The sequence below is a fragment of the Nesterenkonia pannonica genome (assembly GCF_019575955.1).
Taxonomy (GTDB): Bacteria; Actinomycetota; Actinomycetes; order Actinomycetales; family Micrococcaceae; genus Nesterenkonia; species Nesterenkonia pannonica.
The window spans coordinates 615,262-640,947 of record NZ_CP080575.1 but is presented as its reverse complement, the minus strand read 5'-3'; the positions used below and the strand labels follow the sequence as shown (position 1 = coordinate 640,947).

Sequence of the window (25,686 nt, the reverse complement as noted above, 5' to 3'; positions counted from 1 at the left end):
CGAGGTGGTCCCCGCTGGATCTGCGTGTGATCCGGCGGCGCACCCACGGAGCCAGGTAGTCCCTGGTCCAGGTCAGCTCGTCGTAGACCTGCCGGTGGAGCGCCGCAGGCGCTTCTCCTCCATCTCCGGCTCGTCGATCTCGTCGGGCTCGCCCAGGACGCGAAGGACCTCCTTGGCCATCACGATGTGCCCCTCGATGGACAGGTGCAGCCGATCCGCGTCCCAGTACCGCCAGTCCTGGAGGTGCTTCATGTGCCAGAAGTCGACGAGGTCCAGGCCGAGATCGGATGCGATCTTGCGCACCGCTTCGTTGTAGATGGCGGTCCGTCCGCGGGTGGCCCTGAACATGGGAGCTTTCCCGGAGTCGAAGCCGGTGAACAGCAGGACCCGGGCACCGGTGTCGGCAAGCCGCTCCGCAGCCCAGCGGTAGCGCTGCATCAGAGCGTCCAGGTTCACCGCGGGCCGCAGGATGTCATTGCCGCCGGCATACATCGTCACCAGGCTGGGGTTGAGCGAGACAGCGGCGTCGAGCTGCCCGTCAATGACCTGCTCCAGCTTCCGACCGCGCACAGCCAGATTGGCGTACCCCAGGAGGGTCGTTGCTGATCAGCTGCGCTGCGACCCGGTCCGCCCATCCGCGCACCCCATTGGGGCTCGAGGGATCGATGTCCCCCACTCCTTCGGTGAACGAGTCTCCGACGGCGACGAACCGCCAAGCTGAACGGTCCGCTCAGCTCATCCTTCGCTGACATTGGTCCTCCCCTGTATCGACAATGCCGCCACTGTATCCTCCCCGCGCTCGGCTGCGGCATGGCCTCGGAGGGCGCGCTCCTCACCCCGAACTTCGGGGCACGCTGTGTAGTAGTCTGACCGGGTTCCATAGCCGTATGTGCGTGAGCCCACACAGGAGGACCGGAGGTGGAGGGACCCGTACGCGTCGCCGTGGTCGACGATGAGGAAGCCTCAGCGACGAACCTCCGGCAGCATCTCAAGCACGCGGAGAAGCTCACCGGCGCGGCTCTGGACGTCACGGTCTTCCGCTCGGGCGACGAGCTGACCCGGCCCTACAGGCCGGGCTGCGATCTCATCTTCATGGATGTGCAGATGCCCGGGCTCGACGGCTTCGAGACGGCGCATCGGATCCGCAGCCTCGATGAGGACGTGACCATCGTCTTCGTCACCCATATGGCGCAGCAGGCCATCCAGGATACGAAGTGGGCGCCGTCAACTATCTGGTCAAACCGGTGAAGCACTTCGCCGTGGCCCACGAGGTCCGCAGGGCCCTCGAACGGCGTCAGCAGCCGGCACGGAGCATTCGTGATGCTGAACACCGCCGAGGGTACCGCACGCGTGGACACGGCCTCCGTCCTCTACCTGGAGAGCGACAGGCACCGCATCACCGTGCACGCTCTTGACAGGAAGTACGTCCTCAGCGGCACTCTCAAAGCGTTCGAGGCCGAACTCGCCGGACAGGGATTCCACCGATCGAGCAGCAGCTACCTCGTCAATCTCGACCACGTGGTCGCGGTGGAGGGCCCACGGTGCACCGTGCGCAGCGGGGCGGAGCTGCCGATCTCGCGCTCGGCGCCGGGCCTTCCTGGAGGCCTTCTCCGACCACGTGAGGAACCGGCTGTGACCGACGCAGTGGCCGCGGACATTCCCCGCCTGCTGACAGCGTTCGCCGAATGGAGCGCATGCCTGCTGTACATCCTGCTGCTCAGGCCGCGGCAGCGTGGTCTGCGGCTGGTCCTCCTGGCGTGCGGCGCTCTGATCGTCCTGATCGCAGTGCACGAAGCCGCGGACAGGCTGCCCGTGGCTCTGTGGACCCCGGGAATGCTCGTGGCAGTGGCGGTCATGCACCAGTTCATCAGCGCGGGCGCCCGCACACAGCCGGTGGCGACGGGGTACCTGCTGGCGCGCGCATTCGTGCTGGCGGAGCTCGTGGCCTCGCTGCACTGGCAGCTGCACGTCTTCTTCGCACGTGAGGCCGAATGGTGGGTGACCGCGCTGATGGCCGCAGCCGTGTTCGGCGCAGCATTCGGCGCGGCCTACGCCGTGGAGCGGCGGATGTTCAGCCGAGGCGCCCCGGATGTGGAGGTACGAGCTCTCGCCGCAGCCGTCGCAGTTGCCGCGGTCACGTTCCTCATGAGCAATCTCAGCTTCGTCGCCGCAGCGACGCCGTTCAGCGCCGCGACGGCCACCGATGTCCTCTACGTCCGCACGCTGGTCGATCTTGCTTAAGCTATGCGGCGCTCCTCGCTCTGCACGCGCAGCGTCAGGAGCTGGGGCAGCCGGCGCGATGTCGAAGCCATGAAGCAGCTCGTGCGCTCCCAGCACGAGCAGTACCTGCAGTCCAAGCGCAACATGGATGCGGTCAATCGGAAGTACCACGACCTGAAGCACTACGTGACTGCCTTCCGCTCCGAGACCGACCCCGAGTCAAAGCCCGCTACCTCGACAGACTCGAAGAGAGCATCAGCGGATACGGTGAGCAGGTCGAGACCGGCAACAGCATTCTCGACGCCGTGCTCGCCGCCAAGCTCACCGAGGCCGCCGAGCAGGGTGTGGAGATCACCACGGTGGCGCAGGGGCAGCTGCTGGACTTCATGGAGCCGCTGGACCTCTCGGCCCTCTTCGGCAACGCCCTGGACAATGCCCTGCGTGCCGCCTCGCAGGTCCGGGCGGCCGACCAGCGGCTCGTGCGCGTCGGCGTCATGCGCCGAGACGGCTTTGCGGTGATCTCCTCCGAGAACACGTTCGAGGGGTCCATCGACATCGACGGCGATCTTCCCCGGTCCACCAAGCACGACCGCGCCGAGCACGGCTACGGCCTGCGGAACATCAGGCAGATCGCCGAGGACTACGGCGGGGTAGCCACCTTCTCCGCTGAGAACGGGTGGTTCACCCTCACCGCTGTGCTCCCTCTGCCCGGCTCAGGCGAGCATGGCAGCCACAGCAGTGTCGGTGGACACCAGGGCTGATGCGATCGCCATGTGCATGTCCAGGTACTGGTAGCTGCCCAGCCTTCCGCCGAAGATCACGCCCCGCTCCGCCTCAGCCATCTGGCGATACCGGCCGAGTCGTGGCGGTCCTCGGGGCCGCTGACCGGGTAGTACGGCTCATCGCCGGGCCCAGCGAACCGCGAGTGCTCACGTGCGATGACCGTGGCATCCAGGGATACCAGTCCCTTTCGGGATGGAAGTGCCTGAACTCATGGATACGGGTGAAGGGAACGTCCTGGTCCGCATAGTTCATCACAGCCGTCCCCTGGTAATCGCCCGTCTCCAGCACCTCCTGCTGGAAGTCCAGGGTCCGCCACGTCAGCTCCCCGCCTCGAAGTCGAAGTACGCGTCGATGGGACCCGTATAGACCACCGGCACCTGGCCGACCACGGCGTCCTTGGACAGGGCATGGCCCGGGGCCAGAAAATCTGTCTCCGTCCGCACGGTGATGCGGGGATGATCCGCCATCCTGCTGAGCCAGGCCGCGTACCCGTCCGTGGCAGGCCCTCGTACTGGTCGCTGAAGTATCGCGCATCGTAGGTGTAGCGCACCGGCAGGCGGCGAATCACCGACGCAGGAAGATCCCGCGGGTCCGTCTGCCACTGCTTGGCCGTGTACCCCTGGATGAAGGCTTCGTACAGAGGTCGACCGATGAGGGCGACTCCTGCTCGTCAGGTTCTGCGGCGAACGGCCCTGCATCTCCGCCGCCTGCTCCCGGATCAGCTCCCTGGCGGAATCGGGGCCGTGCGCGGCGCGGAAGAACTGGTTGATGGTGGCCAGAGTGATGGGCATGGGGTAGACCTCGCCCCTGTGCACCGTCTGAACTCTGTGGGTGTAGTCGTTGAATCGGGTGAAGCGGGTGACGTAGTCCCAGACGCGCTGGTTGGAGGTGTGGAAGATGTGCGAGCCGTACCGGTGCACTTCGATGCCCGTCGACGGCTCCGTCTCCGAATGTGCGTTGCCGCCGATATGGTCACGCCGCTCCACCACGGTCACGTCCGCGCCCCAGCGGGCCGCGGCCTGCTCCGCCACGGTCAGGCCGAAGAGGCCTGAGCCCACCACAACAAGGTCAGTCATCAGTTGAAACCATAGGCCCAATGGGCGGTGCGGTAGGCGGCCAGGGACGTCCTTCTCCCCACGCACCCGGGAGTGTGGCCAGCACACCGACCGTGGAACGCCGCAGCCGTCGGTGCAGGGCAGGGTCCGCACGCCGCATCTCGCTCCAGAGCCCGGCCCGCTGGGTGAGCCGGTCGGAGGTCCCCGCCCGGAGCGCCATGGTGGAGGTGACAGCGGTGATGATGCCCAAGTAGTGGGACAGATACCGTTCGAGGCGCGGCGGTATGTCCTGCACCCCGCGCACCTGGGTGAGGTGGTGGAGCATCAGCCGGTTCACACGGAGCTGCTGGTCGAGCCGGGAGATCATCACCGCCTCGTTGACGGACTGGTCCGACCGTCCGATCAGGTACCTGTAGAGGTCAGCATCGACGTAGCGCATGCGCCGCACGTGCGTGAGGGGACGAAGGCGAAGAGGTTGTCCACATAGAAGGTGTGCCGCGGAAGGGTCAGGCCTGCTCGGCGCAGCACCTCGGTCCTATAGGTCAGCGCGTGCATCAGGAGGTACTGCCAGGGTCTGAACCGTTGGACCTCCTCCCAGCCGAAGTCGCGGCCCAGGGGCATCACGCTGCCGTACCGGACCGCGGCCCGCCGCTTTCTGCCGACCTTCTCGTACACGTAGTTGGTGACGAACAGATCCACCTCACGCCGCTGGCGGATGCTGGCACGCAGCTCATCCAGCAGCGCCGCGTAGGCACCCCGGTCCAGCCAGTCGTCAGAGTCCACCACCTTCAGATATTCGCCTCGGGCATGAGCGACCCCGGTATTGATGGCACCGCCGTGCCCGGCGTTCGCCTGACGAATGACGCGCACGGTCTCTGGGTGATGCGCCGCGAACTGCTCCGCCGCCGCGGCCGTGGAATCGGTCGAGCCGTCGTCGATGACGATGACTTCGACATCGGCGGCCTCCCCGTCGGGAACGAGGCTCTTCAGGCACCGGAGCAGATAGTCCTGTGCGTTGTAGCTGGGAACAACGAGGCTCAGTGTCTTCACTGCTTCTGCGCGGTCCCCTCCTCAGGGCTGCGGCCCTGCTCCTGCTCCGGGGCCCCACCCTCCGTCGAAGCGGCCGCCACCGCGGAGGCCTGGGCGGCCGGGCTGGTCTCGATCATATCCTCTGCATCGCTGCCAGGGGCCTCCGGCACGTGGCGGAAGATCAACTTGAAGATAGGGAAGAAGACCCAGAACTGGATGGCCGCGTTGATGATCATCGTGACCACATCGGCAGTGGTCTCACCTGCGGCGCCCCATTCGAGGTTCACGATGAAGAAGTCATACAGCGGGGCCCGATAAAGGCCCTGAGCAGCGGCGGCCGCGAACGTGATGATCACGTAGGCAATGGCGTACCACATGCCAGCCCACCAGATGCTTGAGTTGGACCGGAAGGTCACGCTTCGCTGCATGAAGAAGTTGATGACCTGTGCGATCAGAATCGTGATCTGAACGGCCAGGAAGTATCCCAGCCCCCGGCCCCGCCGTCGGAAAACCCGCCGCCGGGGTAGTCGAAGATGTAGAACGGCGAGCCGTCCGGGTTCTCTCCGACCTGCAGCACTTGGAAGTCGCGGTCGACCAGCGGCGTGAAGCTGAAGGCCCACCGGAAAATGGGCATCAGGGCCAGCTGCAGGGCTGTCACACCGTTGCTGATCACAAAGAACATGATGAACTGCGCAAGCGTGGTGTGCCGCTCGTAGAAGACCGCCCACCGGGCGACGGTGCGGCGCCACAGCGAAGGCACTGGGGCCTGATGGTCCTCCTGCTGAGATCCTTGGGCAGGCTGCTGCGTCACGATGAGCGCTCCTTCGTCTCAGTGGCTGGGCCGCTCGCTGCGGACTCTGCTGCGCGGCGGAACGCCCGGGAGGTGCGGCGGCTTGATGCCTTGTGCAGAACGGTCTGCTTCGCCAGGTAGGCGAGGCCTGTCACGTGCCGACCGTTGAGCACGGTGACGAGCTGCTCGGCCATCCTGATGCTCATCAGACCGCCGCTCATCTTCGCCAGCCCCTCACCGGCATACCGGTGAGGAAGAGCAGGTTCAGGTCCGGCTGTCCCTTGGACTCTGAACGTGCAAGCATCCTCTGCAGCACCGCCCCCGCGAGGTCGTCCGATCGGGCTGCGCACGGCGCAGCTCGCCGAGAGGGTGGTTGAGCGTCAGGGGATCCTTCGCGGCGTCCGGCTCACCGGCGGCGCCTGACCCTGGGCGACCCGAACCTGAGCGACCAGATCCTGAAGCTCCTCTGCGGCCCCGGTTCCGCGCTCAACGGTGCCGACCACCTCCACCGTCTGCTCCGCCGCGGTGTCGTCGGCATGGCGGCCCACGATGACCGCCCACTGGCCCGACTCCGTCTCCCACCGTCGGACGGACGCGTCCCAGTGGCGAAAGGCCATGCTGCCCAGGGGACGCGGACAGTGCGTGTCTCCCCTGGCTCAAGGTGCACCTTGTCGAACCCTGCCAGCTGCCGCTCCGGACGCAGAACGCCGGAGTCGCCGCGCCGTGAGACGTACACCTGGACCACCTCGGCGCCAGCACGATCGCCGGTGTTGGTCACCGTGCACTCCGCCGCATGCTCATCGGCGCTCAGACCCACGAGGTCGAAGCTCGTGTAGCTCAGGCCAAAGCCGAAGGGAAGCGCAGGCTGTATGCCTGAGCTGGTGTGCCACCGGTACCCGACCAGCGGACCCTCAAGTACTCGACCGTGGGATCCTCGACGGGAATCGGTAAGCCGTCGCAGTGTCCTCGATCGACGTGGGGTAGGTCTCCGCCAGACGGCCGGAGGGGTTCGTGCGGCCCGTCAGCACATCGAGCACCCCTTCTGCCCCGGCCTGGCCCGACAAATAGCTGTGGACCACCGCAGAGGTCTGGGGCATCCACCCGACCTCTACGGCGGAGCCGCCGGAGAGGACGACGACGATGGGGGTGCCCGCTGCGGTGAGTTCGTCCAGCAGCTGCAGCTGATTCGCGGGCAGGCGCATATGCTCCCTGTCGAGCCCTTCGGACTCGCTCATCTCGTCGAGCCCGAGCCACAGCAGCACGGTCTCCGCCTCGGAGGCCAGTGCTGCCGCCTCTACGACGAGGGCCGCACTGTGCTCGCCGTCCCGGCGGAACCCCTGAGCCGTTCCCGACCTCCAGACCGGAGGTCGCAGCTGCCTCAGCGCCTGTGGTCAGGCGCGTGGGGTTCACCAGGGAGGAGCCTGCGCCCTGGTAGCGGGGAGCCAGGGCGAAGTCTCCGACGAGGGCGACCCGCGCGCCCTCCCTCAGGGAAGGATGGGCGCCGTCTCGGCGCTGCCGGCATCTGCTTAGCTCGTTCTTCAGCAGCACCGCCGACTCTGCTGCCGCTGTCCGGGCGAGGCGATGGTGGGCCTCTGCGTCGACAGCAGGCTGCGGCGTGATGCTTCGCTGAAGAGACTCAGTCAGACGCACCATCTCGTCGGCCCGGGCGTCGAGATCCTCCTGGGCAAGCGTGCCTTGGGACAGAGCCTCCAGCAGCTGCTTCACTGAGTCCCACCCCGGCGAAGGCATCTCCAGGGTCCCGCCGGACCGCGCTGCGGCGACCGCCTCATTGCTGCCGCCCCAGTCAGAGACCACGGCGCCGGAGAAGCCCCACTGCTGCCGAAGCACGTCGTTCAGGAGATACGCGCTCTCGTGCGCATAGGTCCCGTTGACCCGGTTGTAGCTGGACATGATAGTCCGCGGCCGCCCCTCGCGCACGGCGATCTCGAAGCCTGCGAGATAGATCTCGTGCAGAGTCCTCTCGTCGACCACGGAGTCCCCGATCATCCGCAGGGTCTCCTGGCTGTTCGCGGCGAAGTGCTTGGGGCATGCTGCCGGTCCGGCCGATTCGATGCCGCGGACGTACGCGGCGGCGAACCGGCCGGACAGGAGCGGATCCTCGGAGAAGTACTCGAAATTCCTGCCGCACAGCGGAGACCGTTTGATGTTCAGTCCCGGTCCCAGCACGACGTCGACTCCCAGTGCGACTGCCTCAGCCCCCAGGGCCGCCCCGATCCTCTCGCCCAGCTGGGGTCCCAACTGTTCGCGACCGTCGCCGCAGTGGGGAAGCAGGTGGTAAGCTCGGAGGCGTGCTGCCCGAGATGGTCCCCCTCCCCGACCTGCCGACGGATGCCGTGCGGGCCGTCGGAGAGGACCAGGGAGCGCAGCCCCGCCTTGGGATTTCCCGGGTCTGCCACACATTCTCGCCGCTGAGCAGAGCGGCCTTCTCGAGTGCCGACAGAAGCTCGGTCGTCGTGCTGGGAGTCGGCATCAGGCAGCCGCCTCCGACCCGCTGCCGTGGCGGCGCACCCGACGGATGACCCAGATCAGTCCGACGACCCACAGGAGGCCCAGGAGGGCAGTGGCCACCCATCGGATAATCTCCCATGCTGCTGGCGTGTAGCTCATCTCCGCGCCCGGGCCGAACCCGTTCATGGCGTTGGAGTTGGCCACGGTGAAGAGGACGTTGTGGGATGCGCTGCGGATATTGCTCACCCCGTGCGCGCTCTCCGTGTCCTCGAACTGCTTCATCGGGGCGAAGACCAGCTGGTGGTCCGTCTTAAGCCTCGATGGACTGGTCAGGCGACATGTAGCCGTAGAGGTTGAAGTCCGTGATGACGACCCTCGGAAGCCCACTCGTCGCGGAGCACATCGTGCATCAGCTCCGGGAGCCGCCTGCCCATGTGGCACCGATCCGGTTGAACGAGCTCATCATCGCGGAGGCCGAGACCTCCGTCTGCTCGTGGGCGCCGTCCTCGTCCGGGATGAAGTCCATCGGCGCGCCGGAGTCCTTGACCACCGTTTCGAACGGGCGCAGGTAGATCTCACGGATAGCCTGCTCAGGCGCCCACGTGGCGATGCCGTTGTCTACCCGGTAAGCCTCCTGATCGTTCATCGCATAGTGCTTGGTGTAGGCATAGAGGCCGCGGCTGGCTGCCCCGGAGACCGCCTCAGCGCCGAGGATGCCTGAGATGACCGGGTCCTCCGAGTAGTACTCGAAGTTTCGGCCCGCGAACGGGGAGCGGTGCAGGTTCACACCCGGCGCGTACCAGCCCGAGACGTCCATGTGCAGGGCCTCCTCGCCGAGCATCTCGCCCATGCGGTAGACGATGTCCTTGTTCCACGCAGCAGCGATGAGCACCGCTGAGGGTAGGCAGCGTAAGCGAAGTCATCATTGATGAATGAGGTGAACCCGTGGGGTCCGTCGATGTCGTTGGTGCGAGGCTTCGCGATGGAGGATCGCCTCCGTGTTGTACGCGCCATTGAGGAGCATCTCCGTCATCTCGTCGATGCTGAGCTGGTCCAGCAGCTCCTCCCACTGGGGTCGTCGTAGTCGAGCCCGCGCATGTCGATCAGGCTCAGACCGTTGTCCTCACCCGTGGTAAGCATGTCCTCGTCGGATGCCTCTGCGGCGGCTTCCGCGTCGTAGTGCTGGTACCCCTCGATAATGTAGTCGTCCGCCACCTGGTCGCTCTCGTCGGGAGCTGTGGGGAATGTGCCCTCAAAGTCCTCGCGGCTCATCACGTGCGCACCCTCGCCGTCGGCGCTTCCGTCGAAGTGCTGGGAGACGTCGTCGAAGCGGTTCGTCGCCGCCTGCTCATCGCCGGATCAGGGGTTCTCCTGGTCGAAGACGACAGTCTCGCCGACCTCGTACTCGATGGGCTCGATGCCTTCGGCCATGCTGTGCGAATCCGTCTGCAGCTTCAGCTCGTAGGTGCCCTCGTCGAGCACCCACGCCTCTGCGTCTTCGTGGTCGTAGGAGGCCATGTCCTCCACGGGAAGCTCGACGGTGACCGTCTCCGACTCCCCGGGCTCCAGCAGGCCGGTCTTGGCGAAGTCGCCGAGCACCACGTGGGCCTTCTCGATCTCACCGGGTGTGTAGGGGCCGTGTAGTACAGCTGGACGACGTCGCGGCCTGCGGCGTCGCCGGTGTTGGTGACCTCCACCTCAGCTTCGAAGGTGCCGTCCGTCTCCGGCTCCGCGCTTGAGGTAAGCTCCCACTCGAAGTCGGTGTAGCTCAGGCCGTGGCCGAACGGGTAGACCACTGCGTCGTCGTAGTCGATGAACCCTTCCTCCGCCGCCGTCTCGTAGTAGCGGTAGCCGTGGTAGATGCCCTCCTCGAGCTCCACGAAGTACGCATTGTTCTGCATCGCCGCGTGGGACGGCTGGCGCAGGGTCGAGGCATTGTCCTCGTCGATGTTGGTGTACTGCCACTGGCCGAAGTTCGCGAATGTGGGGTCCTGCGTGAAGTCGCGCGCCCAGAGGTCCACGGTGCGCCCGGAAGGGCTCACCTCGCCGGTGAGGATCTCGCCCAGCGCGTTGAACCCGGTCTCACCCGGGGCGCCGGTCCACAGCACAGCGTCCACGTCCTCATCGTCCTCGAGCTCGCCGAGCTCCATGATGTTGGAGGAGTTGATGACCACCACGACCGTGTCGAAGTTCTCCTGAGCGAGTTCGAGAGTCTCCTGCTCGTCGACGTTGAGCATCAGCTCGTGCTGCCCGTCGAAGTAGTTGTCGTCCCAGCCCTCCATGTCGGTGGCGAGGTCGCCGCCCTCTCCCCACCGCGGCCGAAGACGACCACAGCGGCGTCCTCGTATTCTTCGAAGGAGTCGAGGGCATCGTCCGAGTAGTCCCCAGCGGGCATCTCGCCCACGGCGTACTCCGACTCATCCGGCTCATCCATGACGATGTCTGTGCGCGGGGCGTCCTCGGCGAAGCCCTGGAGCTCCTCGTAGACGGTCTCGTTGATGTCGAATCCGGCGTACTCCAGTCCGCCGCGCACGTTGACCGCCGTAGAGACATCCACTGAGCCCGAGCCTGAGCCGCCGTAGACCGGCTCCGCCGCGGTCCGGCCCATCAGCGTCACGGCTCCGGCCTCGATGGGCAGCGCGTCGTCGCTGTTCTTCAGCAGCGTGATGCCCTCCGCGGCGATCTCCTGGACAAGCTCGGAGGCCGCGTCGCGGGTCTCCTCCACGGAGTCGTAGGAGGCCTTGCTGTACTCGAGGTCCCACTCCTCGGCGTCCTCGGTGTTCTCCACCTCCCACGTCCCCGTGCCCAGCTGGGATGCGACCCAGTTGTGGAACGTGGCGATGGCGATGTTTGCACCCAGAATGATGATCAGCGCCACGGCGAGGACCGGCGCCCAGATCCAGAGGAACTTTCTGTTCGTCATCGGACGGCGGCTCTTCTTCTGAGGCGCATCCATGCGGCGGTGCCGCGTCAGGAGTCTGTTCTTCCACGACTACTCCTTTGTAGATCGGACTGTGAACCAGGAGCAGGGCCCCTGTGATGCAAGCAACATCCATTGCACCTCAGGGCACAGTCGGACCGGGCGCCCAATGCATAATTCGTCGATCCTGACCAATAATCGGTCAGCTGCTGCAGGCGCCCTGTGCGTCGCGCACTGAGAAGGGGCCGCAGGCATCCTCGCCTGCGGCCCCTTCTCAGCACTGCCGACTCAGGAGTGGAGCGGGTTCGCGCCCGGAGGCTGCTCCTCCGGGGCGACTGGACCCGGGGCCGAGGCGCCTTCGGCGAACGGTGCGCCGCCCAGGTTCTCGCGTCCGTGATCCGAGAGCCACGAGCTCATCTCCGGGCCCTTCGGCACGATCTGAGTGGGGTTGATGTCCTCGTGGACCTCGTAGTAATGGGCCTTGATCTGGTCGAAGTCGACGGTGTCGCCGAAGCCGGGGTCTGAAAGAGGTCCCGGGCATAGCCCCAGAGGTTGGGCATCTCGGCGAGCTTGTTCCGGTTGCACTTGAAATGCCCGTGGTAGACGGGGTCGAAGCGGACAAGCGTGGTGAACAGACGCACGTCGGCCTCTGTGATGTGGTCCCCATGAGGTAGCGGCGCGCGGCCAGACGCTCCTCCAACCAGTCCAGAGTCTCGAACAGCCGGTCATGGGCCTCGTCGTAGGCCTTCTGGGAGTAAGCGAACCCTGCCCAGTACACGCCGTTGTTCACCTCGGTGAAGATCCGCCTGATCACCGGGAGCATCTCGTCGATGAGCTCATCGGGGATCAGGTTCGGCGCACCCTCGCGATGATGCTCCGACCACTGCGTGGAGAGGTCGAAGGTCAGCTGCGGGTAGTTGTTCGTCACGACTCCGCCGCTGGGAATGTCCACCAGAGTAGCACGGTGATGCCGCGCGGATACTCCGGGAAGCGGGCGAAGTAGTTCTCCTGCAGACGCTGGGTGCCCAGGACGGGGTCCCGGCCGTCCTCGTCGAGGTCGAATGTCCACGAACGCACATCGTGCACGGGTCCAGGCGTCCCCAGGGACAGCACGTCCTCCAGGCCGAGAAGCCGTCGAATGATGATGGTGCGGTGCGCCCAGGGGCAGGCCCGCGCGGCGACCAGGCGGTACCTTCCGGGCTCGACCGGCCACGCCTGCGCATCAGCGGTCAGGCCTCCGATCCTCGGATCCCCGATCTTCGAGGACTCCTCCTCCGGGGCCGAGCTCACGGCGTCAGGATCACGGACCACACGGTCCTCGATGTAGTTGGTGTCCCGGGTGAACTCACCGCCGGTGACGTATGCGCCTTTGGTGGAATGCTCGGTTCCGAACGTCTCCTGCTTGTCCTCAGCCACAGCTGCTCTCCTCGCCTCGGGCGCCGCCTGACGGCGGCCTGTTCGCCCACCACCTAGCCGAGGCCACTACGATGGACCTATGGCATCCCATACCGCACTCGTCACAGGTTCAACCGCCGGTCTGGGGGCAGAATTCGCCCGCCAGCTGGCCTCGCAGGGGTACGGAGTGGTGCTTGTCGCTCGTCGGGAGGACAAGCTCACCGAGCAGGCCGAGCACCTGCGCCGCCGCTATGACACCGACGCCGAGACCATCGTCGCGGATCTGATGACCGAAGACGGTGTCGCTGCCGTGCAGGAACGCCTCAGCGACGAATCGAACCCTGTTCACGTGCTGGTGAACAACGCCGGGCACGGGTTGGGAGAGCCGTTCATCGAAAGCAGCCTGGATGCCGAGCGCGGGCTGGTGCGGCTGCACGTCCAGACCACCATGGAGCTGACCCACACGGCCCTGCGCCACATGGTGGCACGGCGCGGGGGCCGCATCATCAACGTCGCCTCGGTCGCCGCCTTCACCCCCACCGGCACCTACTCCGCGGCCAAGGCGTGGATGCTGAACTTCTCCAAGGCCCTTCACCAGCAGCACAAGCACGACGGCGTGCTCATCACCGCCGTCTGTCCGGGGCTGGTCCGCACCGAGTTCCACGAGCGCGGCGGAATCCACATCGCAGGCGCGAAGAAATGGATGTGGCTCGAGCCCGACGACGTGGTGCGCCAGGCGCTGACCGACAACGCCCAGGGCGCAGCCCAGTCGGTGCCCTCGGCCCACTACCGCGCACTGACCACCGGCCTGCGGTTCGTGCCGGACCGGGTGGTCCACTGGGTCACGGAGCGCGGAGTCGGAATCCCTGGGCAGGACAGCTCTGAGGAGAGCACGGACGAGTCGGAGAAGGACTCATCCCCGCGCGCCGACCGATCCTGAGCTCCTGGGGAGGCCGGGACAGGCCCCGCCCGATGAGCAGATGGGCCGCTACTCCTTATGCTGGTCCTCCTGGCGCTCTTTGCGCTCGCGGTAGGCGTCCTCTCCAGGTCCGACCAGGTCCCTGCTGCGCTGAACGGCGCTGATCGACCCGGTGAACAGCCCCACGCCCTCGCTGGGGGTGGGGAGCCGACTGGATCTCCGGCGCCGTCTCGCTCCGGCTGCTGTCCGGCACTGCGGTGAGCGCCTCCTCGCTGCTGTAGAGCATCCTTTGGGTGAGCAGCGCGTACGGGTGCTCAGTGCGGATGAAGCTGACGAGATCCTCACGGATCAGGCACCGCAGGTCCCACAGATCCGCGGAGTTGCGGGCAGATACGACCACACGGGCCTGCACGTGGCCCTCCGTGGCCTCGGTCAGCTGCAGGTTGTACGTATCGCCGTCCCACAGCTCACTGGCGCCCACGGTCTCCTTCAGACGCTGCCGCAGGGCGTCCATCGGCACCCTCCAGTCCACATCGAGGCTCGACGGTGCCCATCAGCTCAGTGCCCACGCGGGTCCAGTTCTCGAAGGGGTCGCGACGAAGTGCGCGCTGGGGTAGATGAATCTGCGCCCGTCCCATGACTTCACCACGACGGCCGAGAGCGTGATCTCCTCGACGTTGCCGAAGTTTCCCTCGATGACGATCACGTCGCCCACTCTGATTGAGTCTGTGAAGGCCAGCTGGATCCCGGCGATCACGTTCGACAGGGTGGACTGCATGGCCAGGCCTGCCACCACAGAGACCACACCTGCTGAGGCCAGCACACCGGCGCCCAGACCCGCAGATTCTCGTTGAGCAGCAGCACGGCGGCCACGGCGACGGTGATGATGATCGCAGCAAGGATCCTGCCGATGAGGTCCACCTGGGTCTGCACGCGCCGGCCTCGACGGTCCTCCGGGTCGGGCTCGTCCTCCCCACATATTTGGAGAGGATGATCGCCTTGACCACCTGGACGGCCCTGAGCGCCCACCACGCCACGCTGACGATGAACGCGATGAGCAGGGCCACGTAGACGGGGCCCTGCCACCATGCGTCAAGGGCGAAGTAGACGCTCAGGGCAGAGCCGGAGAAGAGCAGCACGCAGAACAGAGGCAGCCGCGTTCGGCTGACCGCCCGTCGGACGGCGGGCTTTCTGCGGAAGATCTGCTTGAAGACCGCGTGGATCGTCAGCGTGACAACAGCGGCGAAGAGCGCGACGATCGATGCGCCGAGCAGCACCCCATGAGAGGTCCCGCCTCGGAGACGATCTGTTCGAACTGCTCGGGGACGTGCTCCTCCATCTGGGTGACGGCCTCGTCGAGCACATCGGGCTCGCCGCCTTCGCCGGGCGCAGCCCCGCAGAGGTCAGGTTCGGATCGGCATTCAGCATGGCTGCATCCTGCCACGGCGCTGTCGCTGGCGGAAAGAACACACGAATGCTGGAACAATGATTCTGATCACCCCGCCCTGCCACGTCCCAGGAGATTCGTTGCTGACCCTCAAAGACCTGCGCGGCACCGCCGTCTCATCGCTGACGCTCAGCCCCGACTCCGAGCTGCTCCCGCGCGTAAGCACGGACATCACCGGCACCACGGACGCTGTGGCGCCCATTCTGCAGGAGGTGCGCACGCGCGGGACCGCAGCCATGATGGACTTCGCGGAACGCTTCGACGGGGTCAGGCCCAGTGCCCTGAGGGTCCCCGCGGAGGTGCTCGCAGAGGCTGCAGCAGCCCTTGACCCCCAGATCCGGGAGGCCCTGGAGACTGCCATCGCCCGAACCCGGGAGGTGCACTCCGCTCAGCTGCCCGCCGCCTCCGTGATCACCCCGGGGCCCGACGCCAGGGTCACCAACCGGTGGGTGCCGATGGCGCGCGTGGGACTCTATGTGCCGGGCGGCCAGGCGGTGTACCCGTCGTCAGTGGTGATGAACGTGGTTCCGGCCCAAGTGGCGGGCGTCGAATCCCTGGTGATCGCCTCTCCGCCCCAGAAGGATTCCGGGGGTGGCCGCACCCCACGATCCTCGCGGCGGCGCACCTGCTGGGCGTCGATGAGGTGTACGCGGCCGGAGGCGCCCAGGCGATCGCGATGCTGGCCTACGGGGCGCGCAGCGAGGCGGGCGAGCTCGACTGCCCCCGGTCAGCTTCATCACCGGGCCGGGCAACATCTTCGTCGCGACGGCCAAACGGGCCGTCCAGGGCGCGGTGGGCATCGATTCCGAGTAAGCCCGACCGAGATCATGGTGCTGGCCGACGAGACGGCCCCGGCCCACCTGATCGCAGCCGACCTCATCTCTCAGGCCGAGCACGATGAGCTCGCCGCCGCCGTGCTGGTCACCCCCTCGGAGAGCCTGGCCCAGCGCGTGATCGAGCACGTGGAGACGCGCGCCGCGGTCACGAAGCATGCCGAGCGTGTCCGCTCCTCGCTGACAGGCTCGCAGTCTGCGGTGCTGGTGGTGGATGACCTGGACGCCGCGATCGCGGTGGCCAACGCCTACGGCGCCGAGCACCTTGAGATCATGACGGGCGACGACGCCCGGGTAGCGGAGCGGATCACTGAGGTAAGCGCGATCTTCGTGGGCCCCTACACGCCCGTCTCCCTGGGCGACTACTGCGCCGGGTCGAACCACATTCTGCCCACCGGCGGCGCGGCGCGCTATTCCTCAGGGCTCAACGTCACGGCGTTCATGCGGTCCCAGCAGGTGGTCCACTACGGCAGAGAGGGTCTGGGCATGGTCAGCGCCCACGTGCGGCGCCTCGCCGACGAGGAGGGCTGCGGCGCACGGCGACGCAGTGGACGCCCGCTTCGGCTAAGCCTGGGCCGACTCCGGGTGCGGGGTGCCGGGGTGAAGGTAGAGGACGCCGTCCTCCACCGTGACCAGGTGAGTCCTGACCGGCTCGAGCGCCGGAGGAGTCTCCGGCACGCCCGTCTTCAGGCAGAAGCCGGAGGCGTGCATGGGGCACTCCAGCACACCCTCCTCGACGAAGCCGTCCGAGAGCGAGACAGCCTCGTGGGAGCATTCGTCGTCGAGGCCGTAGTAGCCTCCCTCGGCCGCGTGCACCACCGCAATGTCTTCGCCGTAGCCGGTGTCCTTGCCCGAAGCGAGCATCACCTCGTAAGCGGGCAGCTGGTCGGCAGGTCCTAGAGCAACTTTGTCAGACATGCGCGACAGTCTACTGATCCGGGCCGTACCTCTTGGTGTATCCGCGAAGCAGCTCCAGTTGGCGGCGTTCCTTCTTGGAGAGTAGGCCGGTGCCTCTCTCACGCCGGGGCAGACCCACATCCCGCGGCCTGATCTGCTCCGGCGAGTGGTCGCGGTACGCCTGATGCGCGACAGGCGCTCCCACTCGTTTGGCGTGGGTGTGCACAGCCTCGAGGATCACTGTGTAGCCGGGCCTGGAAATGTGGACATAGGTGCCGGGGTGATCTTCAGCGCGGGCTTGGCCGCCTCACCGCCGATCTTGACCTTCCCGGCACGGCACGCCTCGGTGGCTGCGGACCGGGTCTTGAAGACCCGAACTGACCACAGCCACGCGTCCAGACGAACAGGCGAGACAGGTCCCTCAGTCATAGTGATCCAGTGTACTGAGAGGGCGCCGGGCAGAGAGAAGCCCCGGTCCGGCTGCGTGAGGGGACGCTTAAGAATCTTAAGCCCGGGGCTGAATCACTCGCACCTTGAAGAGGCACTCTCTATATTCGGCGGCAGACCTTGACGGGACCCCCTGTTTTCACTGGGCATTCGCTGTGAGTCTGTCAGCCCGCCGAGCCCCGTTTCTAGGCAGACGCACAGGCAACCACATGAATGCCGCCTTTCTGACCTTAAACCTGTGCTTGAGCTGTGAATCGCATGAACGCGCGGGCTCTCATTACGCTGGCGGCGATTGCCGGGGGCTGTGCTTCCCATCGCGCACCTGATCCCTCAGCAGTCGAACGGGCTTCCGCCGCGGCACCTGCCAGCGGCGGAAGGCCCGTGCATCGGGTGCCCAAGAGTGAGGAAAAGACTGTGACTGCCCAGAAGAAGCTGGCTCCGGCCATCATCGGAACGCTGGCGGCCGGAGCCGTGGTGCCGCTGAGCGCTGCCGGAGCGTCCGCCCACACCGATGCCCCAAGCAGCGGGCGGGACCCCAACACCTCAGCTCGTCTCAGTTCAGCACTCCCCAGCTGGCCGGGACGTCACTCTCAGGGGCATCGAATTGCGCGTTCCTGCTTCAAAACCGACGTCCCGCACCGATGACAGCGTGAACGAGCGCCTGCGGGTCACCCAGCCTCTGAACGTCCGAAGCGGCCCCGGTATGCAGCACCCCGTGGTGGACGGGATGTTCACCGGAACTGAGGTCACCGCCACGGGCCGCAGCGGCAAGTGGGTCCAGTTCGAGCGCAGCGGCCGCAGCGTGTGGTCCCACGGCGACTACTTGGAGTAAGTGGCGAAGCAAGGGCCGCGAGCACCTCCTCGAACGCTCCCTCCAGCAGCTCCTCAAGCACCGGTGAGCGCCTGCGCGTCACCACGCCCCTGAACGCCCGGAGCGGCCCAGGGTGCAGCACCCGGTGCTCCAGGGCATGCCCGCTGGCACTCAGATCACCGTGACCGACCGCAGGGGCGATTGGGTCCATTTCAGCCGCAACGGTCAGGAAGTGTGGTCCAACAGCTTCTACATGGCACCGGTCGGCGGCCAATCCTCGGCTTCGGCGTCCGAGGACGCCTCGGCCCCCGCCAGCTCTCGGGACAGCTCCGGCGGAGACACGGCGACGAGTTCGCAGGGCACACGCTCGCAGAGCTCCCGGCCCCCTCCCGAGCTCGGGATCGGGATCAGGATCAGGATCAGGATCGGGATCGGGATCGGGTGAATCCTCGCAGAGCTCAGGCCAGGCGCGGTCAGCATCGCGCGACGACGCTCAGACGGGATCGTCTGCTCCTGCATCGCCCCAGAGGGAGACGGACAGTGGGAGCTCCAGCTCCGGGTCCTCCGACTCTTCCCGCTCCTCCTCGGAGTCGTCCGAGCAGGGACGCAGCGCAAGCTCCTCCGCAGACGGCTCATCCTCCGCTTCACGGTCGTCCGGATCGAGCTCGAACTCATCTTCATCGTCCTCGTCCAGCGATGAGACCGCCAGCTCCAGCGCCTCCCTGGGGACGGCGACGACCACGACCACGCAGAATCTGCGCTCCGGAGCCAGGCTGAACCACGGCGTCGTGCGAACTGTCGCACCCCAGACCGAGCTGGATATCCTGAACGAGACAGACCACTGGGTCCAGATCAGGCACCAGGGCACCACAGGATGGTTGGCGAAGTCCCTCCTGGAGCTCCCCGGCACAGAAGACGCCACGTCCTCCGAATCAGACGAGGACTCCAGCACTCCGAGCACCGGCGCAGGCACATCGAGCTCCTCCGCTGCAGACGACGCTCCCAGCCGAGATGACTCGAGCGTGACTGACCCCTCAGCATCGGAGAGCCCCGCCAGCGGACCGACGGCAAGCACAACAGCGGCGCTGAACTTCCGCTCCGGTCCCAGCACCCAGCACGGCGTGATCAGCACCCTTTCCCGAGGAACGGATGTGACGGTCCTTCAGCAGAGCTCCGGCTGGGCTCAGGTTCAGCACAGCGGCCGAACCGGATGGCTATCCACTGCTTACCTGAGCGGACTGGACTCCAGCTCCTCCTCATCCAGCGACAGCACCGGGCAGAGCAGCAGTTCGAGCTCAGGTTCGAGCACATCCGGATCGAGCGGCTCCAGCACCTCCAGCTCAAGCGGCTCTGGATCGAGCGACTCCGAAGGTTCAAGCAGCTCTGGTTCCAACGACTCAGACAGCTCGGGCGGGTCAAGCAGCTCCGGCTCCTCAGACTCGAGCAGCTCCGGTTCCAGCGAGTCCAGCACCTCCGGCTCGTCGGAGTCGACCGCATCCGGATCGAACGAGTCGAGCGCGTCCGGATCCAGCAGCTCCGGCACGAGCTCCTCCGGGAGCTCGAGCGGCAGCACGGCCCCCGCCCGGCAGGGGCCCAGCAGCGGCATGCACCGCCAGTCCCCGCACGGCCCGTACAGCCGGGCATGGGACGAGCTGGCGCAGTGCGAGTCCTCCGGCAACTGGTCGATCAACACCGGCAACGGCTACTACGGGGGCCTGCAGTTCTCCCAGCAGTCCTGGGAGTGGGTCGGCGGCACCGGTACCCCACGAGGCATCCCGCGCTGAGCAGATCAACCGCGCCTACGCGCTCTACCAGCGTCAGGGCTGGGGCGCGTGGCCCTCCTGCTCACGGCAGCTCGGACTCCAGGGCAGCCCCGGCGGCTACGGCGACAGCTACTTCGCCGAGCACGGTCGGTAGAGGCGCCGACAAACTCACAGCGAATGTTCAGGGTTTTGGGGCATCCCTTCAAGGTGGGCCCCTACATTAGTAAGCACCTCATCAAGGTGCGAGTGATTCAAACCCCAGTAGGCTATCAAGCGTCCCCCTCACGCAGCCGACTCGGGGTTTTCTCATGCGCTGCTGCTGCGCGGCAGGCGGCGCCCGCCACTAGGCGGCCGGAATGCGGCGGATCACCAGCCAGTTCGCTCCCGTCATCACCAGGGCTCCAAGCGTCAGCCAGCCTGTCCACGTCAGAGCGTTCTGCTCAACGACCCAGCTGAACACGGCACCCCAGCCGCCCGCCGCGGTGATCCCGGCACCGCCGACCAGCAGAACCACGGCGGCCAGCCCGTAGACGATGAGCATCCTCGCCGTGCCCAGCCGACGATAGAGCATCGGCGCCAACAAGCCGTTCATCATGAGGAACATGGTCGTTGCAGCGATCACCAGCCCCAGTCCCCACGCTCCGGCGGGCTCCATGAGGTCAGGGATCGCCAGCATGGATTGCCCGGTGCCGAACGTGTCCGTCAGCTGCTCCAGGCCGATCACTGCGGCGACGAGCGCACCGGCAGTCAGTGAGGACGCGGCGAACACGAGGACAAGCCCTGCCAGTGTGACCCTCCGGCTGTAGCTGAGGCTCAGCGCGTGCGGCACCCCGTAGGCCCCAGCCATGGCTGCTGTGACGACGAGCGCTCCGATCACGGCGCCGTAGACGCCGCCCACATTGCCCCCACCGGGCATCTGCTCATTCTGCAGCTGCAGCCGGGAGACGATCCCCAGCTGAATGATGTACGCGATGGGCAGCACCATCAAGGTCATCGTGATGACGTTGCTCTTCGGCAGCAGGTGCAGCCGCGCTGCAGCGATGATGCGCTTCATGCTCCGTTCTCCTTTCCGCTCGAGGTCTGCTCCCGGGTGGTGAGATGCACCACCAGATCCTGCAGGCCCACAGGAAGCACGTCGACGTCCAGCTCGGCCGCCCGTCGGCGCTCCGCGTCGCTGAGCGCACGCTCGACTGTGACGCGGACGGTTCTTCCCATCTCTTCGCGAGTGAGGACCTCACGATCACCCGCGATCAGCGCGACAGCATCATCCCTTCCGACCAGGGTGACGGCACGTTCGCGGATGTCGTCGGCGGCCTCATGAAGCATCACCTGCCCGTGGTCGATGAGCACCACATTCTCGATCAGATGCGCGATCTCATCGATGAGATGGGAGGAGACGACGATGGTCCGAGGGTGCTCGGTGTAGTCCTCCAGCAGGGCCCGGTAGAACTGACTGCGCGCCACCGGGTCCAGCCCCACATAGGGCTCGTCGAAGAGTGTGAGCTCAGCACGGGAGGCGATGCCGGTGATCACTCCGACAGCAGACCTCTGGCCGTGGGACATCTTCTTGATCTTGGTCTTCTCCGGGACCTGGAATTCGTGGATCAGACGCTCGGCCAGGTCCCAGTCCCACCGTGGAAAGGCATCCGCCGCCGCCCTGAATGCGTGCACCGCGCGAATGTCGTCCAGGTATTGCTGGGATTCGCGGATGAAGCAGATCTTGGGAAGGATCCCCTCATTCTCGTGAGGATGCTCGCCGAAGATCCGCACTTCACCCGCAGTGGCATACTCCTGGCCCGTGGCGATGGACATGAGTGGACTTCCCTGCGCCGTTGCGGCCCAGCAGCCCGTGCACCTGCCCCGCCGCCAGGTCCAGATCGACGTCACGGAGAGCATGGGCCTTTCCGTAGGTCCGTGTCAGTCCTCGTGCGCTCACTGCGACGCCCTCGTATGGCTCCGCCATAGCCGCTCCTCCTCTACTCGTGACGCTGCGCTCGCTCGCGCAGCAGCTCGATCAGCTGGTCATCTGTCATGCCGAGGTGCCTGGCCTCAGCCACCATCGGGTCCACGTAGTCATGGGCGAAGCTCCGACGCCGCTCGGAGCGGAGAATGTCGCGCGCGCCGTCGGCGACGAACATCCCCAGTCCGCGGCGCTTGACGAGGACCCCCGGTCGACCAGGAGGTTGATGCCCTTGGCCGCCGTTGCCGGGTTGATGCGGTGGAAGGCCGCCAGCTCATTCGTTGAGGGCGCGCTCGCCCTCGGCCAGGGATCCGTCAAGCACGGAAGCCTCAACCTGCTCCGCAATCTGCACGAACAGCGGACGTCCTTCTTCCACCCATTCACCGCCTCAGGAGGTCGTGGTCATCGGCTCAGCGCCTCCGCACCACAGCTTCAATGGTTAGTTACCTAACTAATGAACCATGGATCCCGAGGGTCGTCAACCCTGTCGCCCTCTTCCGCCGCCCCATAGGATGAGGCCATGGAGCGAGATGCGAACATCGAATGCTGGCTGACCGATATGGACGGGGTCCTCGTGCGGGAGTACGAGGCTCTCCCCGGCGCGGCCGAGCTGCTGGAGCAGTGGCGCCGCCGAGACCTCCCTATCTCGTCCTCACCAACAACTCGATCTACACCGCGCGCGATCTCTCCGCTCGGCTGAGGAACTCAGGGCTGGTGGTCCCCGAGGACCGCATCTGGACGTCGGCGCTGGCGACTGCGACCTTCCTTGCACAGCAGGTAGGCGGGGAGGCCAACGCGGCAGGCACCTGCTACGTCGTGGGCGAGACCGGGCTGACCACGGCGCTTCACGAAGTCGGCTTCATCATGACCGAGACCGACCCCGACTACGTAGTCGTCGGCGAGACCCGCAACTACAGCTTCGAAGCAATCACCAGGGCAGTGCGCCTCATCAACGGCGGGGCAAAGTTCATCGTCACCAACCCGGATGCCACAGGCCCTTCGCCCGAAGGGGTCATGCCAGCCACAGGCGCCATCGCCTCGCTGATCTCCAAGGCGACCGGCCGGGATCCATATGTGGTCGGCAAGCCGAACCCGATGATGTTCCGCTCTGCGCTCAACCGGCTCGGCGCCCACTCGATGAACACGGCCATGATCGGCGACCGGATGGACACCGACATCGTCGCCGGGATGGAAGCCGGAATGTACACCGTGCTGGTCATGACCGGGGTCTCATCGCAGGCGAGCGTGGCCGACTACCCCTTCCGCCCCAACCGGATCATCGACGGCGTGCATGAGCTCGTCGAAGACCCTCTCCTGAGAACGGAGCAGGACCCGGACGACTCATAGCTGCGAGGCGCCCTGCCGCTCGAGCTTCGCACCCTCCACGTCGACGTCGGGCAGGAGCCTGTCCAGCCAGCGCGGCAGCCACCAGGCGGCCCGCCCGACGAGCGTGAGCACCGCCGGAACCAGCAGCAGGCGCACCACGAAGGCGTCGAGCAGCACGCCGACGGCGAGCCCCAGTCCGATGGAGGCGACCATCGGGTCCGGGGTGAAGATGAAGTAAGCGAACACGGAGCCCATGATCAGCGCCGCCGCGATCACCACCGAACGGCCTGCCAGCAGCCCTTGACGGACCGCCAGGCGCGCCTCCGTGCCGTGGGCGTAGAACTCGCGCATTCCGGAGCCGGTGAACAGCTGGTAGTCCATCGCGAGCCCGAACAGGATTCCGACCATGATGATGGGCAGGAACGTGAGGATCGGACCGGGCTCGGTCACTCCGAAGAGCTCGCCGAACCACCCCCACTGGAAGACGGCCACCACGACGCCGACTGCCGCCGCGAACGAGCCGACGAACCCGAGGGTTGCCACCACCGGCAGCACCAGTGAGCGGAACACCATGATCATCAGCAGCAGCGAGAGGCCCACCACCACCAGCAGGTAGAGCGGCAGAGCGTCTGCGATGACGCCGGAGACATCGATATTGGCGGCCGTGATGCCGGCGACTGACAGCTCCACACCGTCGATGCCGCTTCCTGCCAGAGGGTCTCCGTCGCGGAATTCATAGACCAGAGCCTCCGTCGAGGCCGCTGCGGGCCCCTCCTCCGGGATCACTTGGAAGACGGCCGCAGTGTGCTCGTCGTTGAGAGCCGCAGGCACGGCTGCCGCGATGTCGTCATGGTCCGAAAGAACCCCGGCGACGTCAATCTGATAGTCGGTCGCCTCCTCCTCACTGAGCCCTTCAGGAAGGTCAGCGAGGACTGCCAGGGGACCATTCATGCCTTGGCCGAACGCCTCCTCGGTCTCGGCATAGGCCATGTAGGCCGTGGAGTCGGCGGCTTCCGAGCTCGCGTCGGGAAGCCCCAGGCGCAGGTCGGCCGCAGGCACAGCAAGGATCCCCAGCCCCACCAGGGACAGCGCGGCGATCCCCAGCGCCTTCCGCCCGGACATGGGTGATACGACCTGCTGGGAGCTGTCGGGCGCAGCGCCCTCACGTTCGTGCTGGGCAGCGGCAGAATCGGCGCCGCTCACCGCGCGCCGCTCCTGCCGGCTGAGGATCCTCTCCCCACCAACGAGAGCATGGCGGGGTCATCGTCACGGCCATCAGCACAGCGATGACGACGCAGGCAGCCGCCACGGTGCCCATGAGACCGAGGAACCCGAGCCCCGTCGTGTTCAGCGCGAGGAGCGCGATCACCACGGTGGCGCCTGCGAAGACCACGGCATTTCCAGCTGTTCCGACGGCCAGGCCGATGGAGTCTCGGACGCCCATCCCGCTCTTGAGCTGCCGTCGGTGTCGGTGCAGGATGAACAGGGCATAGTCGATGCCGACGGCCAGCCCGAGCATCAGACCCAGGATCGGCGTCACCGACATCATCTCGACTGCGCCGGAGAGCGACATCGCACCGGCCACGCCGATTCCGACGCCGACCAGTGCGTTCAGCAGCGGCAGCCCGGCACCCACGAAGGTGCCCAGCATGATCAGCAGCACCAGGGCCGCGACCATCAGGCCGATCACTTCGGCCACGCTGAACAGGTGGGGCATCTCCTGGGAGAGCTCCGAGGACGGCAGGATCTCCACGCCGTCGATGCTTACTGAGGTGAGCTGCTCATCGACGGCGGAGAGCTCCTCGAGCCCCATGTTGGCGAATGAGTCGGAGAGGCTCACCATCATGACGGCGACGTCCTCGTCCTCGGACACCAGCGCAAGCTCCTCGGTGAGCTCGAGCATGGCCTCGCCTCGATCCAGCTCGGCCTCTCCGTCTGCGAGCTCCTCCTCAGCATCTTCGATCTCGACGAGGGCTTCGTCGAGCTCCTCCTGGGCCGCGTCGAGCTCCTGCTGCTGGGTCTCGAGCTCCGGTGCGGCGGCATCGTAGTAGCCTCCCGCCTCTGCCTCGGCCACGGCGGCGTCCAGCTGCTCCTGGACGGCGTCCAGCTCGTCGCGGCCCTCGTCCACCTCGGCCCGCGCAGACTCCAGTTCATCGGCGCCGGACTCCAGTTCGTCCCTGCCTTCTGCCAGCTCATCCCGCCCCTCAGCCATGTCAGACTCCGCGGCGAAGGGATCCGTCACCTCAGCAACAGCGTCCCGCTCCTCAAGCTCGTCGACGAGCGCAGCGACCTCCTGCTCCTGCGCCTCCGAGAAGGCGGAGCCGTCCTCAGTCCTGAGCACGGCGCTGGCACTGTCGCCGCCTGCGTCGGGAAGCTCCTCCGCCAGGCGATCGGCCACTTCAGTGGTCTCCAGATCAGGCAGTGTGATCTGGTCTGTCAGGTTCCCTCCGAATGCGAGGAAGGATGCTGCGGCCAGCGCGAGCAGGGCGAGCCAGGCGGCGATGACGGTCTTAGCGCGGCGCGCGGCGAGCAGCCCGAGCCGAAAGAGGAGCTTTGCCATGCCACGAGCATAAACGGGACGCCGCGTCTCATAAGAACGAATCGAGACGCAGGGACTCGAAA

Annotated in this window: 33 protein-coding genes and 11 pseudogenes; 11 read left to right on the top strand and 33 right to left on the bottom strand. The window is 66.4% G+C overall.

The features are described 5' to 3' along the window. Positions 1 to 72 precede the first annotated feature (72 nt). Positions 73 to 570, bottom strand: a complete 498-nt coding sequence (locus K0H76_RS04950; RefSeq protein ID WP_258934678.1) for an SGNH/GDSL hydrolase family protein — start codon at positions 568 to 570, stop codon at positions 73 to 75. Between the two features lie 348 nt (positions 571 to 918). On the opposite strand from K0H76_RS04950, the gene K0H76_RS04945 reads away from it, so the two are divergent. From K0H76_RS04945 to K0H76_RS04935, 3 genes are all read left to right on the top strand, one after another. Next, the gene (locus K0H76_RS04945; protein WP_258934677.1) at positions 919 to 1,248 is read left to right on the top strand and encodes a response regulator; all 330 of its coding nucleotides are present in this window, start codon (positions 919 to 921) and stop codon (positions 1,246 to 1,248) included. A gap of 72 nt (positions 1,249 to 1,320) precedes the next feature. Further along, positions 1,321 to 2,241 carry a LytTR family transcriptional regulator gene (locus K0H76_RS04940; protein WP_258935332.1) on the top strand — a complete coding sequence of 307 codons (921 nt, stop codon included), beginning with the start codon at positions 1,321 to 1,323 and terminating at the stop codon, positions 2,239 to 2,241. Positions 2,242 to 2,525: 284 nt separating this feature from the next. Then, positions 2,526 to 2,981 (top strand): ATP-binding protein, encoded by a 456-nt coding sequence (locus K0H76_RS04935; RefSeq protein WP_258934676.1) that lies wholly within the window; start codon positions 2,526 to 2,528, stop codon positions 2,979 to 2,981. On the opposite strand, the pseudogene glf reads toward K0H76_RS04935, so the two are convergent. The 18 genes and pseudogenes from glf to K0H76_RS04845 form a co-directional block, all read right to left on the bottom strand. Next, positions 2,934 to 4,082, bottom strand: a pseudogene (gene glf, locus K0H76_RS04930) (UDP-galactopyranose mutase). The gene K0H76_RS04935 and the pseudogene glf overlap by 48 nt on opposite strands. Next, positions 4,072 to 4,497 (bottom strand): hypothetical protein, encoded by a 426-nt coding sequence (locus K0H76_RS04925; protein ID WP_258934675.1) that lies wholly within the window; start codon positions 4,495 to 4,497, stop codon positions 4,072 to 4,074. The pseudogene glf and the gene K0H76_RS04925 overlap by 11 nt, the downstream one beginning before the upstream one ends. Further along, complete coding sequence (locus tag K0H76_RS04920; protein ID WP_258934674.1) at positions 4,461 to 5,108, bottom strand: glycosyltransferase family 2 protein; 648 nt, start codon at positions 5,106 to 5,108, stop codon at positions 4,461 to 4,463. The genes K0H76_RS04925 and K0H76_RS04920 overlap by 37 nt, the downstream gene beginning before the upstream one ends. Next, positions 5,105 to 5,515, bottom strand: a complete 411-nt coding sequence (locus K0H76_RS04915; protein WP_258934673.1) for a hypothetical protein — start codon at positions 5,513 to 5,515, stop codon at positions 5,105 to 5,107. Before K0H76_RS04915 ends, K0H76_RS04920 begins: the two co-directional genes overlap by 4 nt. A gap of 23 nt (positions 5,516 to 5,538) precedes the next feature. After that, a complete protein-coding gene (locus K0H76_RS04910; RefSeq protein ID WP_258934672.1) occupies positions 5,539 to 5,898 on the bottom strand; it encodes a hypothetical protein in 360 nt (119 codons plus the stop codon). Further along, on the bottom strand, positions 5,895 to 6,098 hold the full coding sequence (locus K0H76_RS04905) for a hypothetical protein (protein WP_258934671.1): 204 nt from the start codon (positions 6,096 to 6,098) through the stop codon (positions 5,895 to 5,897). The genes K0H76_RS04910 and K0H76_RS04905 overlap by 4 nt, the downstream gene beginning before the upstream one ends. 159 nt (positions 6,099 to 6,257) lie before the next feature. Then, a complete protein-coding gene (locus tag K0H76_RS04900) occupies positions 6,258 to 6,494 on the bottom strand; it encodes a hypothetical protein (protein ID WP_258935524.1) in 237 nt (78 codons plus the stop codon). Between the two features lie 65 nt (positions 6,495 to 6,559). Continuing rightward, positions 6,560 to 6,613: pseudogene (locus K0H76_RS04895) on the bottom strand (hypothetical protein); the annotation flags it as partial. Between the two features lie 175 nt (positions 6,614 to 6,788). Next, entirely contained in the window at positions 6,789 to 7,139 is a 351-nt protein-coding gene (locus K0H76_RS04890) for a glycoside hydrolase family 3 C-terminal domain-containing protein (protein ID WP_258934670.1), read from the bottom strand. Between the two features lie 442 nt (positions 7,140 to 7,581). Next, a pseudogene (locus K0H76_RS04885) lies at positions 7,582 to 8,298 on the bottom strand (hypothetical protein); the annotation flags it as partial. 69 nt (positions 8,299 to 8,367) lie between these two features. Then, positions 8,368 to 8,733: a hypothetical protein gene (locus K0H76_RS04880; RefSeq protein WP_258934669.1), complete on the bottom strand. Its 366-nt coding sequence runs from the start codon at positions 8,731 to 8,733 to the stop codon at positions 8,368 to 8,370. 22 nt (positions 8,734 to 8,755) lie between these two features. Then, the gene (locus tag K0H76_RS04875; RefSeq protein WP_258934668.1) at positions 8,756 to 9,238 is read right to left on the bottom strand and encodes a hypothetical protein; all 483 of its coding nucleotides are present in this window, start codon (positions 9,236 to 9,238) and stop codon (positions 8,756 to 8,758) included. 137 nt (positions 9,239 to 9,375) lie between these two features. Continuing rightward, entirely contained in the window at positions 9,376 to 9,618 is a 243-nt protein-coding gene (locus K0H76_RS04870; protein WP_258934667.1) for a hypothetical protein, read from the bottom strand. A gap of 87 nt (positions 9,619 to 9,705) precedes the next feature. Beyond that, complete coding sequence (locus K0H76_RS04865) at positions 9,706 to 9,828, bottom strand: hypothetical protein (protein WP_258935523.1); 123 nt, start codon at positions 9,826 to 9,828, stop codon at positions 9,706 to 9,708. Positions 9,829 to 9,843: 15 nt separating this feature from the next. After that, a pseudogene (locus K0H76_RS04860) lies at positions 9,844 to 9,945 on the bottom strand (fibronectin type III-like domain-contianing protein); the annotation flags it as partial. 224 nt (positions 9,946 to 10,169) lie between these two features. Then, positions 10,170 to 10,583 (bottom strand): annotated as a pseudogene (locus tag K0H76_RS04855) (glycoside hydrolase family 3 C-terminal domain-containing protein); the annotation flags it as partial. Beyond that, a complete protein-coding gene (locus K0H76_RS04850) occupies positions 10,583 to 11,269 on the bottom strand; it encodes a glycoside hydrolase family 3 C-terminal domain-containing protein (protein WP_258934666.1) in 687 nt (228 codons plus the stop codon). The gene K0H76_RS04850 and the pseudogene K0H76_RS04855, both read right to left, overlap by 1 nt. Positions 11,270 to 11,554: 285 nt before the next feature. After that, positions 11,555 to 12,682: pseudogene (locus K0H76_RS04845) on the bottom strand (glutathione S-transferase C-terminal domain-containing protein). 79 nt (positions 12,683 to 12,761) lie between these two features. On the opposite strand from K0H76_RS04845, the gene K0H76_RS04840 reads away from it, so the two are divergent. Continuing rightward, positions 12,762 to 13,601, top strand: a complete 840-nt coding sequence (locus tag K0H76_RS04840; protein ID WP_146340010.1) for an SDR family oxidoreductase — start codon at positions 12,762 to 12,764, stop codon at positions 13,599 to 13,601. Between the two features lie 55 nt (positions 13,602 to 13,656). Here K0H76_RS04840 and K0H76_RS04835 read toward each other — a convergent pair whose 3' ends face one another. The 4 genes from K0H76_RS04835 to K0H76_RS04820 form a co-directional block, all read right to left on the bottom strand. Next, the gene (locus tag K0H76_RS04835; protein ID WP_258934665.1) at positions 13,657 to 14,094 is read right to left on the bottom strand and encodes a hypothetical protein; all 438 of its coding nucleotides are present in this window, start codon (positions 14,092 to 14,094) and stop codon (positions 13,657 to 13,659) included. A gap of 39 nt (positions 14,095 to 14,133) precedes the next feature. Next, complete coding sequence (locus K0H76_RS04830) at positions 14,134 to 14,358, bottom strand: mechanosensitive ion channel family protein (RefSeq protein WP_258934664.1); 225 nt, start codon at positions 14,356 to 14,358, stop codon at positions 14,134 to 14,136. Continuing rightward, a complete protein-coding gene (locus K0H76_RS04825) occupies positions 14,334 to 14,513 on the bottom strand; it encodes a hypothetical protein (RefSeq protein ID WP_258934663.1) in 180 nt (59 codons plus the stop codon). Before K0H76_RS04825 ends, K0H76_RS04830 begins: the two co-directional genes overlap by 25 nt. A 292-nt stretch (positions 14,514 to 14,805) precedes the next feature. Next, positions 14,806 to 14,943, bottom strand: a complete 138-nt coding sequence (locus tag K0H76_RS04820; RefSeq protein WP_258934662.1) for a hypothetical protein — start codon at positions 14,941 to 14,943, stop codon at positions 14,806 to 14,808. Between the two features lie 164 nt (positions 14,944 to 15,107). On the opposite strand from K0H76_RS04820, the pseudogene hisD reads away from it, so the two are divergent. Beyond that, positions 15,108 to 16,428 (top strand): annotated as a pseudogene (gene hisD, locus K0H76_RS04815) (histidinol dehydrogenase). Here the strand turns inward: hisD and K0H76_RS04810 are convergent. After that, positions 16,425 to 16,724 (bottom strand): Rieske 2Fe-2S domain-containing protein, encoded by a 300-nt coding sequence (locus K0H76_RS04810; RefSeq protein ID WP_258935331.1) that lies wholly within the window; start codon positions 16,722 to 16,724, stop codon positions 16,425 to 16,427. The pseudogene hisD and the gene K0H76_RS04810 overlap by 4 nt on opposite strands. Positions 16,725 to 16,788: 64 nt before the next feature. Next, a pseudogene (locus K0H76_RS04805) lies at positions 16,789 to 17,186 on the bottom strand (S4 domain-containing protein). 432 nt (positions 17,187 to 17,618) lie between these two features. Here K0H76_RS04805 and K0H76_RS04800 point away from each other — a divergent pair. The 3 genes from K0H76_RS04800 (at position 17,619) to K0H76_RS04790 (ending at position 18,460) form a co-directional block, all read left to right on the top strand. Then, a complete protein-coding gene (locus tag K0H76_RS04800) occupies positions 17,619 to 17,849 on the top strand; it encodes a hypothetical protein (RefSeq protein WP_258934661.1) in 231 nt (76 codons plus the stop codon). Positions 17,850 to 17,853: 4 nt separating this feature from the next. After that, on the top strand, positions 17,854 to 18,036 hold the full coding sequence (locus K0H76_RS04795) for an SH3 domain-containing protein (protein ID WP_258934660.1): 183 nt from the start codon (positions 17,854 to 17,856) through the stop codon (positions 18,034 to 18,036). Between the two features lie 136 nt (positions 18,037 to 18,172). Beyond that, positions 18,173 to 18,460 (top strand): hypothetical protein, encoded by a 288-nt coding sequence (locus K0H76_RS04790; protein ID WP_258934659.1) that lies wholly within the window; start codon positions 18,173 to 18,175, stop codon positions 18,458 to 18,460. Positions 18,461 to 18,508: 48 nt separating this feature from the next. Here K0H76_RS04790 and K0H76_RS04785 read toward each other — a convergent pair whose 3' ends face one another. Beyond that, positions 18,509 to 19,147, bottom strand: coding sequence for a hypothetical protein (locus K0H76_RS04785; protein ID WP_258934658.1), 639 nt, complete (start codon positions 19,145 to 19,147; stop codon positions 18,509 to 18,511). Between the two features lie 93 nt (positions 19,148 to 19,240). Beyond that, on the bottom strand, positions 19,241 to 19,621 hold the full coding sequence (locus tag K0H76_RS04780; RefSeq protein ID WP_258934657.1) for a hypothetical protein: 381 nt from the start codon (positions 19,619 to 19,621) through the stop codon (positions 19,241 to 19,243). Between the two features lie 37 nt (positions 19,622 to 19,658). On the opposite strand from K0H76_RS04780, the pseudogene K0H76_RS04775 reads away from it, so the two are divergent. After that, positions 19,659 to 19,754 (top strand): annotated as a pseudogene (locus tag K0H76_RS04775) (transglycosylase family protein); the annotation flags it as partial. Between the two features lie 49 nt (positions 19,755 to 19,803). Beyond that, on the top strand, positions 19,804 to 19,932 hold the full coding sequence (locus K0H76_RS04770; RefSeq protein ID WP_258935330.1) for a hypothetical protein: 129 nt from the start codon (positions 19,804 to 19,806) through the stop codon (positions 19,930 to 19,932). 189 nt (positions 19,933 to 20,121) lie between these two features. Here K0H76_RS04770 and K0H76_RS04765 read toward each other — a convergent pair whose 3' ends face one another. From K0H76_RS04765 to K0H76_RS04750, 4 genes and pseudogenes are all read right to left on the bottom strand, one after another. Beyond that, positions 20,122 to 20,832: a hypothetical protein gene (locus tag K0H76_RS04765; protein WP_258934656.1), complete on the bottom strand. Its 711-nt coding sequence runs from the start codon at positions 20,830 to 20,832 to the stop codon at positions 20,122 to 20,124. Continuing rightward, positions 20,829 to 21,590 carry an AAA family ATPase gene (locus K0H76_RS04760; RefSeq protein WP_258934655.1) on the bottom strand — a complete coding sequence of 254 codons (762 nt, stop codon included), beginning with the start codon at positions 21,588 to 21,590 and terminating at the stop codon, positions 20,829 to 20,831. Before K0H76_RS04760 ends, K0H76_RS04765 begins: the two co-directional genes overlap by 4 nt. Beyond that, on the bottom strand, positions 21,550 to 21,741 hold the full coding sequence (locus K0H76_RS04755) for an ATP-binding cassette domain-containing protein (protein ID WP_258934654.1): 192 nt from the start codon (positions 21,739 to 21,741) through the stop codon (positions 21,550 to 21,552). The genes K0H76_RS04760 and K0H76_RS04755 overlap by 41 nt, the downstream gene beginning before the upstream one ends. A 13-nt stretch (positions 21,742 to 21,754) precedes the next feature. Continuing rightward, positions 21,755 to 22,114 (bottom strand): annotated as a pseudogene (locus K0H76_RS04750) (GntR family transcriptional regulator). Positions 22,115 to 22,258: 144 nt separating this feature from the next. On the opposite strand from K0H76_RS04750, the pseudogene K0H76_RS04745 reads away from it, so the two are divergent. Continuing rightward, positions 22,259 to 23,085: pseudogene (locus K0H76_RS04745) on the top strand (HAD-IIA family hydrolase). Here K0H76_RS04745 and K0H76_RS04740 read toward each other — a convergent pair. Both K0H76_RS04740 and K0H76_RS04735 read right to left on the bottom strand, forming a co-directional pair. Then, on the bottom strand, positions 23,080 to 24,267 hold the full coding sequence (locus tag K0H76_RS04740; protein ID WP_258934653.1) for an MMPL family transporter: 1,188 nt from the start codon (positions 24,265 to 24,267) through the stop codon (positions 23,080 to 23,082). The pseudogene K0H76_RS04745 and the gene K0H76_RS04740 sit on opposite strands and share 6 nt — an antisense overlap. Beyond that, the gene (locus tag K0H76_RS04735) at positions 24,227 to 25,624 is read right to left on the bottom strand and encodes an MMPL family transporter (protein WP_258934652.1); all 1,398 of its coding nucleotides are present in this window, start codon (positions 25,622 to 25,624) and stop codon (positions 24,227 to 24,229) included. The genes K0H76_RS04740 and K0H76_RS04735 overlap by 41 nt, the downstream gene beginning before the upstream one ends. Positions 25,625 to 25,686: the final 62 nt, after the last annotated feature.

Bases quoted from the DNA above. Each gene is read 5' to 3' on its own strand.
- K0H76_RS04940 (WP_258935332.1), top strand. From the start codon at position 1,321: ATGCTGAACACCGCCGAGGGTACCGCACGCGTGGACACGGCCTCCGTC.
- K0H76_RS04925 (WP_258934675.1), bottom strand. From the start codon at position 4,497: ATGCGCTACGTCGATGCTGACCTCTACAGGTACCTGATCGGACGGTCG.
- K0H76_RS04915 (WP_258934673.1), bottom strand. From the start codon at position 5,515: ATGCAGCGAAGCGTGACCTTCCGGTCCAACTCAAGCATCTGGTGGGCT.
- K0H76_RS04905 (WP_258934671.1), bottom strand. From the start codon at position 6,098: ATGAGCGGCGGTCTGATGAGCATCAGGATGGCCGAGCAGCTCGTCACC.
- K0H76_RS04900 (WP_258935524.1), bottom strand. From the start codon at position 6,494: ATGGCCTTTCGCCACTGGGACGCGTCCGTCCGACGGTGGGAGACGGAG.
- K0H76_RS04870 (WP_258934667.1), bottom strand. From the start codon at position 9,618: ATGAGCCGCGAGGACTTTGAGGGCACATTCCCCACAGCTCCCGACGAG.
- K0H76_RS04850 (WP_258934666.1), bottom strand. From the start codon at position 11,269: ATGACGAACAGAAAGTTCCTCTGGATCTGGGCGCCGGTCCTCGCCGTG.
- K0H76_RS04840 (WP_146340010.1), top strand. From the start codon at position 12,762: ATGGCATCCCATACCGCACTCGTCACAGGTTCAACCGCCGGTCTGGGG.
- K0H76_RS04835 (WP_258934665.1), bottom strand. From the start codon at position 14,094: ATGGACGCCCTGCGGCAGCGTCTGAAGGAGACCGTGGGCGCCAGTGAG.
- K0H76_RS04830 (WP_258934664.1), bottom strand. From the start codon at position 14,358: ATGCAGTCCACCCTGTCGAACGTGATCGCCGGGATCCAGCTGGCCTTC.
- K0H76_RS04810 (WP_258935331.1), bottom strand. From the start codon at position 16,724: ATGCTCGCTTCGGGCAAGGACACCGGCTACGGCGAAGACATTGCGGTG.
- K0H76_RS04790 (WP_258934659.1), top strand. From the start codon at position 18,173: ATGCCCGCTGGCACTCAGATCACCGTGACCGACCGCAGGGGCGATTGG.
- K0H76_RS04780 (WP_258934657.1), bottom strand. From the start codon at position 19,621: ATGCCGCTGCTGGGCCCCTGCCGGGCGGGGGCCGTGCTGCCGCTCGAG.
- K0H76_RS04765 (WP_258934656.1), bottom strand. From the start codon at position 20,832: ATGAAGCGCATCATCGCTGCAGCGCGGCTGCACCTGCTGCCGAAGAGC.
- K0H76_RS04760 (WP_258934655.1), bottom strand. From the start codon at position 21,590: ATGTCCATCGCCACGGGCCAGGAGTATGCCACTGCGGGTGAAGTGCGG.
- K0H76_RS04755 (WP_258934654.1), bottom strand. From the start codon at position 21,741: ATGGCGGAGCCATACGAGGGCGTCGCAGTGAGCGCACGAGGACTGACA.
- K0H76_RS04735 (WP_258934652.1), bottom strand. From the start codon at position 25,624: ATGGCAAAGCTCCTCTTTCGGCTCGGGCTGCTCGCCGCGCGCCGCGCT.